A 12879-nucleotide genomic window follows, 5' to 3' on the forward strand; every position below is an offset into this window, starting at 1 on the left:
AGAGATATCTATAATGGATATTAAATTCTATAAAGAAATGAGGGATATTATGAAAGCAATTACTATGAGTGATGCAGCTTATACAGAATTTAAGCAATTCTTAGATGATAATAAAGTAGAAAATTATAACATAAGGGTAAATCTAGCAGGTATTGGCTGAAGTGGCCCAATGTTTAATATTGTTCTGGATGAACAATCAGAAAATGACGTAGTAGAAAAAGTTCAAGACATTAATTTCATGGTGGATAAAGAGTTAGTAGATGAATATCAAGGTTTTGTTATTCTATCCACTGAAGAAAATGATGGAAGAGGCTTAAGCTTAAAATCAGTAGTAGATGCTGGCGGCGGATGTTCTTCCTGCGGCGGCGGATGCCACTAATTTAATTTAGAATTTAAAATTTAGAATTTAAAATGAAGGAAGAAACTCCACGGAGTTTCCTAAGAATTTATAAGAAATCCCCATGGGGATTTCTTTTTTTATTAAAATTCAAAGGTTTTTCTGATGTTCCTTCAGAAAAACCCCCCCTTCACTCTTACCTCTTAGCTCTTAGTTCTTAGCTCTTAACTATCAATTATACATCCACTCTTAGGCTCTGGATACTATTAGCTTCCGTATCTATATCCCAATCTTTTAAAAGCTCTTTAGCCACCTTTATACCATAATCTTTATCATCTTTACTGCTTTCTTTGTTCATATTTAAAATCTTTCCTGGATATTCTATTAAAGATAAATCTTCTGTTCTATTGGTTATCACCCAAAGGGTTTTAAAATTTATTGGTTTAACCTTTAGTTTCTCTTCTCCTTTTCCATCAGTAAAGTAAATTAAAAAATAATCCTTTAAATTCTTTTCCTTTATATACTGAAACACTGGAGAAAAGGCTGTTGCTCCCTTTGTTTCTAAAGGGGTTTTAATATCTTTAATGTTTTTTATACCATAGATTCTTCTTATAACTTCATCGCACTCTATTACTGTTATTTCAGCTTCATAATTCTTAGTAATGCTAAATACCTCTATAAGTATGTTATGCAGCTCTTTGTCAGTCATACTAGCGCTTATATCTAAAGCTACTAATATCTTAGGGATTCTTTTAGGTAAAATACCTCTAATATCCAGCCTATTAGGTTGTCTCCTATCCCTTCTTGTAATGGTCTTTCTATATCCACACTTCATGGTAGCAGCTGTATTTTTTAAATAATCCTGCCAAGTTATTTCGCTTTTTTCTTGAAGAATCTTTAGGGGCTCCTCCATGCCTTGTGGTACTATGCCTTTATAAGCATTAGAAGAAGCTTTCTTTTGTAATGCATTAATACTGTCTAAAGTAATATTCTCATTATTAAGCCATACTTCATGAACCCTTTCCATATCTACAGCTTCTTCAGAAGATTTTTTATCCTTTTTAAGGGTTAGCTCATCTATAGCTTTTTGTATTATTTGTACATACTTCTCCAAAGGCATATTTTCTTCCAAGTGTACATTATATTCAAGACTAACGTTTTCCATCTTCTTACTCCAGGAAGGCAAGTTTTTTATATATTGATTTACAGATATGTCCATAGCTGTATTTATAGCTAATAAGCTGTACTTATTTTTTAATGCTCTTATCCTTTGAGGATGACTATACATAATGTGATATACCTCATGCTTTAAAAGTGCTTTCATTTCTTCCTTTGTACTAGGTAAGAAGGTTAATGGATTAATATATAATAAATATCCTTCATTTAATGGTATGGTAGCTAAAGGGGCAGCAATATCCAAATTCACTTCCCTTTTCATCTGTATAAGAAACAATCCAAAAAAACTTTCTTCTTTTTCCATTAATTCTAAAGCACATTTTTCTACAAGCATAAGCATTTCTCTTTTGAACTTATCCGTAATATCTTGTGAACTTTCAAGGTTAAGAGCTTCACCATATAGCTTTGTCCTTAGCTCTTCAAAAATCAAAATAAATTCCTCCTTAGATTATTCATAGCTTTCAAAAAACACCTCTATGAATTCTTCATTATCCAAAAACTTATTATAGAAATCTATAGGATAATCATTTTTTATACCTTTCATTATACCTATTCTAAGATCTAAGGGATAATATCTTAAAAGCTTACTAAACAAAGAGATGTCCTCTTGTCGTAAATTTCTATCTTCAATGGCATTAAGCATATTCTTACTTAGAATGAAAAGCCTGGAGTGACTTTCCTTAGAAACTCTTTCTTTTATATTTTCTGCTATCATGCCTAATTCTAATATTTCCTTTGCATCTATAAGTGGGTTTTTATAGCTTTCAATAAAGGAAATAAAATCCTGTGCTATATGGGAGCCCACATTTCCCTTCACCGCATTATACAATATGTTTATTGGTATTGGAGTTTCATTTGTCTTAAATATCTTATATGCCTTAGAAACCCTTTCCCAGCTTCTAGGAGTTGCTTTCACACTGTCCCTGGAATCAGGAGTATGAAGATATTCTGGAAAGGCTGATATGAATTCAATAACATGAGGATGTATATCTCCTTCTTTACTCATAGCCCATTTTATCCATTCCTTTATATCTGAATCCATATAAATCCAAACGAATCTATCTTCCTGAGCTGGATCCATATCTACCACCTGATATTCGCTATTTTCAAAATTATCATACCTGCTAGAAGGATTCATAGCTGCTGCTACCCTTACGTTATGTGGAAGCACGTATCCATTTATCTCTCTATTTAAAATCAAATTCATAAGCTCCTGCTGCACTGTATGTTCACATCTATTTATTTCATCTATGAATAAAAGCACTTTATCCGCTTTATTGCTCCTTAGCACTTCATTAATTTCAATAAGCTTAGTATGAGCAGCATATACGGTTCTTTTAATATTTTTAGTTATGCCGTTATTTTCCCAAGGTATTTCATCAATGGTGGGCAGCCCTCCAATTTCTCCTTCTTTTAATAAGTTTGCATCTATAGTAATAAGATAATATCCATACTTATCACTAAAATTCTTAACTAAAGAAGTTTTTCCAATGCCACTTTCTCCGATTATAAGAGGCACTTCCCCTGATTTTATAATAAGTTCAACTGTTTGTAATGTTTCTGTAAAGTTCACCTTGTCTCTTCCTTTCTAAAGCTAAATTGAAAGTTTATAATCTACTAGAGCCTTCTTAGCTTCCTTACTTCCAAATTCTCTAATGAAATTCAATTTATCCATTTCTAATATTTCCAGCTCCAAATAATTTCTTATATATGCAAAATCAATATTTTCTTCTGCTACTTTTTCTTTTAAAACCTGTACCACTAAATCAATATCCACAGTTTCATAAACGTATTTTAATATATTTATATTGTCCTTTATAAAGACTTTAAGGTCATTTTCATCATATTCATTTAAATACATAATAGCCTCAGGATTTTGTTTTATAGCTTCTCGTTTAGCTAAAAAACAAGGTTTTTCAATAAACTTTATGGCTCCCCAATATTTTTTTACTGCCATAACTTGAACTTCTTCCTCTGGATTTTTAATATATTTTATAGCGTCATAATCAGTTTCTATGGCCATTATCTGATGCTGCTTCCTAGGTTCTTTTACAAATTGAATAGCCCAGCCTTTACTCTTTAAAGCTGCCTCTATAACCTCTGAAGCAGGGTTTTTGATATACTTTAAGGCATTCCAATTACCTTTAACTGACAATATTTCCATATCTATAGAAGGATTATCTATGTGTTGAATAGCTAAAGGAGAAGACTTTATGGCTAAAATCTTTACCTCTTCCGAAGGATTTTTAATATATTGTATAGTACTTCCATTTTTCTTTACTGCAATCTTTTGAATTTCTACCTGTGGATTTTCTAGATGTCTAATATATATAGGATTTTCATTAACTAATTTTATTGCTGTTTCTTCACTCATATTAAATTTCCTTTCTAAATACGTATTTCATTAAGTTATGTAATAAACAATATTTATTATATAATAAAACAAATAAATTGTTCAGTATATTTGTAAAAAAATAAATGGTACTATAAATCAGTACCATTATGCTTCCTTAAACTTTTCTATATCCCTTTCAATAGAATAAAACAAGTTATTAAACTCCCAAACTTCTCCATCTTCAATAAGCTTATTCAATGCTATCTGATATCTGTTAGCTTCCGCAATTTTACCTATGGACATAAGTGTTAAAATACTGCTCATTATATTGGATATTACATCAGATTTTACTTCAAAAAGCTTTTGGGCATCCTTAATTTCATCTTTTATCTCTAACATTTCCTTATCTAAGTTAAAAGCTGCATCCGCTGCATTTTTTAGCTTATCCTTTATATTTTCAGGAATTTGCTGCTTATATTTATAGTTTAATGAATGTTCTATAGTAGCCCAAAAATTCATAGCCAAAGTTCGTATTTGAAACTCAGCTAATATCTCTTTAGTATCCTCTGCCATATTTACAGGATATTTTATTATCATGTGATAACTTCTATACCCGCTTTCTTTCACGTTAGCTATATAATCTTTCTCATACATAATCTGCATATCTGTTCTCTTACGTAATATTTCTACGACTTTTTCAATATCATCCACAAATTGGCACATAACTCTAATTCCAGCAATATCCTCCATCTCATATTGTAATCTATCAATGGGAATTCCAAACTTATTGGCTTTTTCTAGTATGCTGGAAACTTCTTTTACTCTTCCTGTAATAAACTCTATAGGAGAATATTCATTTTTTCTTCTATATTCTTTTCTAATGCTTCTCAATTTAACCTTAAGCTCTTCAACAGCTTGCTCATAAGGGGTTAAAAATGCTTTCCAATCCCTGATAACTGCCATACTACCACCCTCTTATACTTTTTCCTATATACATTATATCAAATTAAAGTAATTATGCTATTTGATTTTCATTTAAGGTATAATATTTTCTTTATTCTACACGATAATATAAGGGTATTTAACTATTTATTGCAACGAGGTGTATGTAATGTTACCTAAAGATGAAGCTTATGAAGAATATTTATATGAAAAAACAGTTGAATGTCCAGTTTGCCAGGCTAAGTTTAAAACACCCTCTGTAAAAATATCTGCACAAAGGATATTAAAAAAGGATTCCGACTTTCAAATTTATTACAAAAGTATTAACCCTTATTTTTATGATGTTTGGATTTGTAACTCTTGTGGCTATGCAGCATTAAAAATAGACTTTCCTAATATAAAGTCCTATCAAAAAGAAATTGTCTTAAAACAAATAACCACTAGATGGAAAGAAAGAGATTATGGTAAAATTTATAATGAAAACATAGCTATTGAAAGATATAAACTTGGACTTTTAACTGCTATGGTTATAGAGTCTAAAAGTAGTACTAAAGCCATGATACTCCTAAAAATTGCATGGATGAATAGGTTACTTGGAAAAGTTGAAGAAGAAAAAAATTATCTTAAGGAAGCTTTAAAGGCTTTTTTAAAAGCCTATGAAGTAGAAGACTCTAACTTTTATGGTATGGATAGGTATACTGTTATGTATTTAATAGGAGAGCTTTATCGCAAAACAGATAATAACATGGAAGCTTTAAAATGGTTTGGTGAAGTTATAACAAGTTCACTTGCCCCACAGAAAATAAAAGAACTGGCTAGAACTCAAAAAGATTTAATAAAAAAATGATTATTTAAGGAGAAGATATGAGAATGGGACTATTCAAAAAAAACAAAACTGTACAAAACAATATAAAGGAAGTAATTAATGACACTTTAGAAGTTAGAGAACCTATAGAAGATACATATAACAGTGATTACAAAAATAAACTTCAAAACATTTTAGAGCAAGCTTCTGATCTTAAGAACTGCAATGAGGACATCAAGAGCTCATGTAGTAAGATTACAGATTACGATATATCTTATAGTAGAGAGCTTTCTAATACTGGAAATCTATTAAATGATTTTAATTCTACCATGGAAGACCTTGCTTTTAACATAACCAATGTTCATGCTGCTATACTTGATACAGACAAAACTGCTGGAGCAGGGATAAAAACCATGGAATCCTTAGATATATCCTTGCAAGACTTAAAACAAGCTATACAGATTTCCAGCACCACAGTAAATGCTTTAGTAGGAAAACTTGAATCAGTAAACCTTATTACAGATTCCATAAGTCAAATTGCTAGCCAAACAAATCTACTAGCTTTAAATGCTGCCATCGAAGCTGCAAGAGCTGGTGAGGCAGGTAAAGGCTTTTCTGTCGTAGCTGGAGAAGTAAGAAAGTTAGCAGAGAATTCTAAACAAGCTGTACAAAGTATAACCAATATACTGGAAGAAATTAAAAGAGATATTTTAAGTGCTTCCTCTGCAGTGGCACAGGGTACTGTAGCTCTAGGATCACAACAAAAAAGCATAGGTGACTCAAAAGAAGCCTTTAACGAAATAAAAAATTCTATTAGCGATGCTTCTACTGAAATTGAAAGCTGCATAATGAATCTTACCACTGCTTCTGAAAAGAAAACTAATGTAATAAGCTGCATAGAAGAACTAGCGGTAGCCTCAGAACAAAACAGCGTATTATCTCAAGAAACCACAGAAAAAATTTCTGTACAAGCCGATAATGTTTCAGATTTAATAGATAAAATTACTGAATTAAATAATATCTAATTAATTAGATGCAAAAGAACAGTACCCTGTGGTACTGTTCTTTATCATTAAACATAAAAATTATTATATTGAATAAACTTACATAAAATATTTTGCATTAGCTTATATAAATAAGTTTACATTGGCTCCTTCAGCTTCACCAAGATAATATCCAACACCGCCTAAGTTAACCCCTTCAATAAGCTCTCCTTGAGTAATTCCCATAACATCCATAGACATGGTGCAAGCCACTATATTAACGCCATTATCTATAGCTGCCTTTATAAGATCTTCCAAGGATTGAATGTTTTTATTTTTCATCACTCCTCTGATCATCTTAGCTCCAAATCCACCCATATTCATTCTTGATAGTCCAAGCTTTTTAGAACCCCTAGGCATCATCATAGCAAAGGCCTTTTCTATAAAGTTCTTTTTAATGCTAACCCTTTCTGGTTTTCTAAGTATATTTAATCCCCAGAAGGTAAAGAACATAGTCACAGGCTTACCCATGGAAGCTGCTCCATTAGCTATTATAAAAGAAGCTATAGCTTTATCTAAATCTCCACTAAACACTATTATGGTTTTTCCATCTCTATTATCATAAACAACATTATCATTTTTTTCTAAGTTGCTTTGAATTTTATTGTTATCCATGCCTTTTTTAATGGAAGCATAAATAATACCACTCTCTTTATTTAATTCTAGAAGCTGGTTGTTAGTATTTTTAGTCCATGCCTTTATATCTTCATAAAAGCCAGGATCAGAAGCCTTAACCTTTAATATATCTCCTTGTTTTGCCATATCCATCTCAGCTTTAACGGTCATTAAAGGACCAGGACAGCAAAGACCACAAGCATCAACTTCTTTTATATTAACATGATCATTATTTATATTTCCTAGCATTTCAACCCCCCCATAATTATTTTCTCTATGACTTTCCTCTATTAATTCAGAGGGCTTAAAGTTACTTAAAGAATAGGATTTATATCCTCCAGTTACATTTTTAATTTTGTAACCATGTTGCTTTAATATTCTTGAAGCTATATATCCTCTTAGTCCCACAGCACAATAAACAACTATATCTTTATCTTTATACTGTTGTAACTCATTAATCCTTCCTCTAAGCTCATTAACTGGAATATTTATATGACCAGGAATTGAGCCTTGTTCCACTTCAATATCATCTCTTACATCTAAAAGCACTTCATTTTCATTGTTAATACTTTGCACATATTCTGGTTTTACTGTATCTACAGCACCTTTTAAAACATTTTGTGCTACAAAGCCTGCCATGTTTGCAGGGGATTTTGCAGATAAATATGGAGGTGCATAAGCAAGTTCCAATTCTGTTAAGTCTTCTACAGTTCCTTTAAACTTTATTACTGTAGCAATTACATCTATTACTTTGTCCACCCCTTCATACCCCATAGCTTGAGCTCCTAATATTTTACCTTCTTTATTGAATATTAGTTTTATATGAAGCTCCGTTGCTCCAGGATAATAAGATGCATGATTCATAGGATGCACAAAAATAACCTTATAAGGAACTCCTGCTCTTTGAAGCAATCTTTCATTGTTTCCAGTAGAGGCTGCTGTTAAATCAAAGACCTTTATTATGGAAGTGCCTAAAGTTCCCTTATAAATTGAGTGTATTCCTGCCACGTTATCTGCAGCAATTCTTCCTTGCCTATTTGCAGGTCCTGCTAGTGGGATAGCTGTTTTAGAACCAGTGATATAATCTACTATCTGCACTGCATCCCCTGCAGCATATACCCCTTCTGCGGAGGTTTGCATATGCTCATCTACAACGATATGTCCTCTTTCTCCTAACTCTATACCGCTATCTTTTAACCAAGCAGTATCTGGTGCTACCCCTATAGCTAGTATAGCTATATCTCCAGAAACCTTTTTACCACTATTTAAAGAAACCTCTATACCTTTTTCTCTTTCTTCAAAGGATTTTACCCCATCATTTAGTATTAATGAAACGCCATGTTCTTCCATAACCTTTTCTGCAATGGTAACCATGTCTGAGTCAAAAGGTGCTAATATATGTGGAGCTGCTTCCACTAAGGTCACCTGTAATCCTCTGTGCCTTAAGTTTTCAGCCATTTCTATCCCTATATATCCTCCCCCTATAACTACAGCTGTTTTAACTTCTTTGGAGTCTACTTCAGATTTTATTTTATCTGTATCAGCTACATTTCTTAAGGTATATATCTTGTTACTATTTATTCCTGGTATATTAGGCTTTAAAGGCTTAGCTCCTGGGGAAAGTATCAAGTTATCGTAGCTTTCTTCATAAACCTTTCCATCTTTTTGCCTAACAGAAACTTTTTTATTTTCAGTATCCACTGACACTACTTCACTGTTTACCCTAACATCCATATTAAATCTAGCTTTCATAGCTTCAGGAGTTTGAACTAAAAGCTTTTCTCTTTCTTTAATGGTTTCACCAATATAATATGGCAATCCGCAATTAGCAAAAGATATGTGCTCATCTCTTTCAAACATTATTATCTCTATATTTTCGTCTAATCTTCTAAGTCTTGCTGCTGCTGATGCTCCGCCTGCAACTCCTCCTACAATTAAAACCTTTTTACTCATTTTTTATACCTCCAATTTTATTCTTCTAATAATGCCTTTACAGTCCTGGCTGCTACTTTTGAACATACCTCATACTTTATTTCTAATCCATTTCTCTCTCCTTGGATTATTCCTGCAGTTCTAAGCTTTTGTAAATGTTGTGACACAGTGGATTGTGGCACATTAAGACAACTTTGCATGTTTGTAACATTTTGAGGTCCGTTTTCTAATAGTCCTTTAACGATGCATAGTCTTACAGGATGTGCTAAAACTTTTAAAATCTCAGCAGCATCTTCTAGTTCTTTATAGTTAAAATTCAAGTCACTCCACTCCTAACCATTTATATATTAGTATTTTCTATAGATTAATTATTATCATATTATCGTTATATTTATATATTATGATATATAGATAATATTGTCAATAAAATAACTATATAAATAATTAAAAGCATTTAAGCTTCTTTACATTGTTGGAAGCTTAAATGCCTTTTGCATATGAAAATCATATATTTATCCGATAGCTAACCGCCCCTAATACCCCCACTTCTTTAATTGATGGTATAAAGGGCGCTAAGCTCCTGGATAAGTTCTTCTAAGCTTCAGTCTACGTCTGTATTCCTCCTAAGCAAACTCCATCTGAAGCTAAGAATCACTTGATTTTAACTGGATTAAAATCAATAAAATCACAAGAGGTCATAATATACTCTATGCCATCTCTATAACCATTTAGTACCCTAGCTAGAGCTGGTCCATGAAGATGGCCGTAAATCACCTTCTTAACCCCATAAGCTTTAAATATATCTGTAAAAGCTGAATCTTCAAACTTTTCATTGGTAGGAGGATAATGTATCATGCAGATTATATTACTGTAGCCTTTAGAAGCTGCCGCATCTAAAGAAAGTTTTAATCTTATCTGTTCTCTTTCATAAATTTTTTTATCTTCTTCTTGGAACTTATCTCCTCCAGGGCATATCCATCCCCTTGTTCCACATATGGCATAATCCTCATAAGTAAAGTAGTTATTTTGTATAAAGTGCATGTCTTCATAAAGGGCATTGAGTTTAGTGATACTACCCCACCAATAATCGTGATTTCCCTTTATGATTATCTTTCTTCCTGGAAGTTCATGAATCCATTTTAAATCTTCCATACCTTCTTCTATTTTCATTGACCAGGATATATCTCCACCTATTAATACAGTGTCTTCTTCATTTATTTTATTTATCCAATTATTTTTAATTTTTTCATGATGCAAAAACCACTGTTCACCAAATATATCCATAGGTTTATTACTATTTAAAGCCAAATGCAGATCTGAAATTGCATAAAGTGCCATACATTACTCACCTTTCATCTATTAGTTTAGGCATCTTCAAAAAAATAAATAGTCAATATGCTAGTTTATTTTGCGTCATGCTTCGTCGGCAGAACCCTTAGATAGGGTAGACTATCTGTGGAACCTGTCTCCTTGCCTGACACAAAATATCCGTCGCATCTTTGATTTGTTATTTTCTTTCAGATGCCTTATCTATATCCGCAACATAAGCTATAATGTAGGCTGCAGCTTCATACAATTCTGATGGAATGTAATCACCTATATTAACGTTTAATAGAAGTTCTGTAAGTTCTTTATTAGAAACCACTGGTACTGAAGCTTCTTTTGCTAGGTCAATTATTTTATCCGCTATAAATCCAGCACCTGCAGCAGTTACCACCGGAGCTTCAAAATTATTTTCATATTTTAAGGCTGCTGCTTTTCTTCTGTGGCTCATTTTATCCCTCCTTACACTAGAACATCTACCATGGTTAACATACTATCGTTAAAAAACTCCCTGCAATTAGATATACTAGCCTCTTCTAGCTTTTTTGTTACTATTATATCTGTATTATACCCTAAACCAATTAAAGAATTAAGGAGTTTTTCTTTTTCTTTTTCTAATATCTTCACCCATTTATCTTGGACTTTTAGTTCAATATTCATATTATTACCTAAAACCTTAATATATCCATCTACTATTCCTAAATTGCTAGTAGCTATGTTTATTACCATCTTCACGTTCTTTGAGTCTATCTTTTTACCCTTTTCCCTATTATCTTTAATAATAAACTTTAAAGGATACTCCTTTTCATATAATTTTATAGGTAAATCTAAATAATAATATTCATTGGACATAGTATTTAATAATTTAAAATCATTAATATTATCTTTTAAAAAACTGAAGATCTTATCTGAAACATTGGCATTTTTAGAGGTGTTTAACTTTATTATAGAAGAAATTATATTCTTTAAATCAGAAGATTTTTCTTCTAATTGAAGCTTTACCATTTCATTAGTATTCTTAAGATTTTCTTTATTAGTCATGGGATTTTTGTTATTTAAGAGTTGAAGCAGTTCTTTTACCTCTTCATCATTAAATTCATAAGTAACTCCAAGTTTATTATAAATAAGTTCAGTGATAGTTTTTTTCAATTCATCTACTTTCACATTGGTTAAAGTAGATTTATTATCTATACTTTGCACCAATTTCTTCAATTCCTCAAGGTTTAAAGAAGTATTACTTTTTAACGCTGTATTTCCCTTAATAGGAGTATTGCCTTCCATAGTCTCCTTAGTAAGTGTGTCTTCATTTTTATTTTCATTAATATTCCCATTGTTTTCTTTAGTATCCGCACTGTTTTTTAAAACTTCTTGCTTAAGGTCCTTATGTTCTATTACCAAAGCCTTTTCCTCAGACAAAAGACTTTTTATCTTTGTTAATATACTATTTTTAGGGGTGGATTCATAAGAATTTATTGCACCGCTTTTACTTTTTGTAGCATCTTTATTTATTGCTTCTTTAAAATCCTCACTCTTATTAATAGCATAATTCTCCTTATTAAAAGAGTGCTCTGTAACTTCTAAAGGTTTGTCATTATTATCATTAACTATGCGTATATCCTCTGAAAGATTTTTTTCTAATAGCTTGAAATTTTTATAAACAAAACCCCATTCTTTAAAAACATTATTAAAACTATTAATATTATCTTTATTTAAAACAATGTTATTTTCTATAAAAGTCATTATATCCTGTTTGGTTAATTTCCCCAAATTATAAAAGGCATCTTTTAATAAAGCCTTGAATTCTCCTATTTCCTCAGCATTATTCCCCTTCAACCTTGCACTGACGTATTTTTCTATAAAGTTATTAATATATTCTTCATCTTGTGAAGCTTTACTTTTAAGTTCCAATATTCCTTTCATTAAACTTATATTTTCTTTGGTAAGTGAAATATCATGCTGTAAAAGTAATAGAACAAAATCTGAATCTTCTTTGGAAAGACCTAATGACTTTAAATAATTATCTAAGGCATTGAAACTAGTAGGGCTCTCCGTTTCAGTTCCTATAAACTTTAAAATAAGCTTTCCTTCAGCAAATCCCTGTACTTGAAATTTAACAATCCCTTCTGGAAGGTTATCTGCTCCCCCATCTATTTCAGCATTAAACTGCCAGCCATCTATAAGCTTAATAGTTACAGTGCCATCTTTTTCCGTAGAAGTTATTCTTCCACTAAACTTCTCTCCTACATCAAAAGACAGCTTGCTGGTACTCTTCTTGTTTGATAAATTATTTAAACTATTTACATTCCATAAAGCTGGCATAATGTCACCTCTTTAAATCCAATAATAATTAATTATCGTAATAATTACTTAA

General features: G+C 31.5%; 12 protein-coding genes. 3 read left to right on the plus strand and 9 right to left on the minus strand.

Annotated elements, in window-relative coordinates:
• Positions 1–49: 49 nt before the first annotated feature.
• The gene (locus BUA82_RS12420) at positions 50–379 is read left to right on the plus strand and encodes a HesB-like protein (RefSeq protein ID WP_083599939.1); all 330 of its coding nucleotides are present in this window, start codon (positions 50–52) and stop codon (positions 377–379) included.
• A gap of 193 nt (positions 380–572) precedes the next feature.
• Here BUA82_RS12420 and BUA82_RS12425 read toward each other — a convergent pair whose 3' ends face one another.
• The 4 genes from BUA82_RS12425 to yjbM form a co-directional block, all read right to left on the minus strand.
• On the minus strand, positions 573–1943 hold the full coding sequence (locus tag BUA82_RS12425; protein ID WP_073008620.1) for a vWA domain-containing protein: 1371 nt from the start codon (positions 1941–1943) through the stop codon (positions 573–575).
• 18 nt (positions 1944–1961) lie between these two features.
• Positions 1962–3086 carry an AAA family ATPase gene (locus BUA82_RS12430; RefSeq protein ID WP_073008622.1) on the minus strand — a complete coding sequence of 375 codons (1125 nt, stop codon included), beginning with the start codon at positions 3084–3086 and terminating at the stop codon, positions 1962–1964.
• Between the two features lie 21 nt (positions 3087–3107).
• Entirely contained in the window at positions 3108–3887 is a 780-nt protein-coding gene (locus BUA82_RS12435; RefSeq protein ID WP_073008624.1) for a hypothetical protein, read from the minus strand.
• Between the two features lie 126 nt (positions 3888–4013).
• Complete coding sequence (yjbM, locus tag BUA82_RS12440) at positions 4014–4811, minus strand: GTP diphosphokinase (protein ID WP_073008626.1); 798 nt, start codon at positions 4809–4811, stop codon at positions 4014–4016.
• A gap of 148 nt (positions 4812–4959) precedes the next feature.
• On the opposite strand from yjbM, the gene BUA82_RS12445 reads away from it, so the two are divergent.
• Positions 4960–5637: a DUF2225 domain-containing protein gene (locus BUA82_RS12445; RefSeq protein ID WP_073008628.1), complete on the plus strand. Its 678-nt coding sequence runs from the start codon at positions 4960–4962 to the stop codon at positions 5635–5637.
• Between the two features lie 23 nt (positions 5638–5660).
• Entirely contained in the window at positions 5661–6620 is a 960-nt protein-coding gene (locus tag BUA82_RS12450) for a methyl-accepting chemotaxis protein (RefSeq protein ID WP_073008630.1), read from the plus strand.
• A gap of 102 nt (positions 6621–6722) precedes the next feature.
• Here BUA82_RS12450 and BUA82_RS12455 read toward each other — a convergent pair whose 3' ends face one another.
• From BUA82_RS12455 to BUA82_RS12475, 5 genes are all read right to left on the minus strand, one after another.
• Complete coding sequence (locus BUA82_RS12455) at positions 6723–9206, minus strand: FAD-dependent oxidoreductase (protein WP_073008632.1); 2484 nt, start codon at positions 9204–9206, stop codon at positions 6723–6725.
• A 17-nt stretch (positions 9207–9223) separates the two neighbouring features.
• Complete coding sequence (locus tag BUA82_RS12460) at positions 9224–9505, minus strand: ArsR/SmtB family transcription factor (RefSeq protein WP_073008634.1); 282 nt, start codon at positions 9503–9505, stop codon at positions 9224–9226.
• Between the two features lie 331 nt (positions 9506–9836).
• Positions 9837–10523, minus strand: a complete 687-nt coding sequence (locus tag BUA82_RS12465; RefSeq protein ID WP_073008636.1) for a metallophosphoesterase — start codon at positions 10521–10523, stop codon at positions 9837–9839.
• Between the two features lie 169 nt (positions 10524–10692).
• Complete coding sequence (locus BUA82_RS12470; protein ID WP_073008638.1) at positions 10693–10959, minus strand: EscU/YscU/HrcU family type III secretion system export apparatus switch protein; 267 nt, start codon at positions 10957–10959, stop codon at positions 10693–10695.
• A gap of 11 nt (positions 10960–10970) precedes the next feature.
• Complete coding sequence (locus BUA82_RS12475; RefSeq protein WP_073008640.1) at positions 10971–12827, minus strand: hypothetical protein; 1857 nt, start codon at positions 12825–12827, stop codon at positions 10971–10973.
• Positions 12828–12879: the final 52 nt, after the last annotated feature.

This window comes from Clostridium amylolyticum (assembly GCF_900142075.1).
Classification (GTDB): Bacteria; Bacillota; Clostridia; order Clostridiales; family Clostridiaceae; genus Clostridium_AA; species Clostridium_AA amylolyticum.

Excerpts from the sequence above, each read along its gene's own strand:
- BUA82_RS12435 (WP_073008624.1), bottom strand. The coding sequence starts at position 3,887 with ATGAGTGAAGAAACAGCAATAAAATTAGTTAATGAAAATCCTATATAT.
- yjbM (WP_073008626.1), bottom strand. The coding sequence starts at position 4,811 with ATGGCAGTTATCAGGGATTGGAAAGCATTTTTAACCCCTTATGAGCAA.
- BUA82_RS12445 (WP_073008628.1), top strand. The coding sequence starts at position 4,960 with ATGTTACCTAAAGATGAAGCTTATGAAGAATATTTATATGAAAAAACA.
- BUA82_RS12450 (WP_073008630.1), top strand. The coding sequence starts at position 5,661 with ATGGGACTATTCAAAAAAAACAAAACTGTACAAAACAATATAAAGGAA.
- BUA82_RS12455 (WP_073008632.1), bottom strand. The coding sequence starts at position 9,206 with ATGAGTAAAAAGGTTTTAATTGTAGGAGGAGTTGCAGGCGGAGCATCA.
- BUA82_RS12465 (WP_073008636.1), bottom strand. The coding sequence starts at position 10,523 with ATGGCACTTTATGCAATTTCAGATCTGCATTTGGCTTTAAATAGTAAT.
- BUA82_RS12470 (WP_073008638.1), bottom strand. The coding sequence starts at position 10,959 with ATGAGCCACAGAAGAAAAGCAGCAGCCTTAAAATATGAAAATAATTTT.
- BUA82_RS12475 (WP_073008640.1), bottom strand. The coding sequence starts at position 12,827 with ATGCCAGCTTTATGGAATGTAAATAGTTTAAATAATTTATCAAACAAG.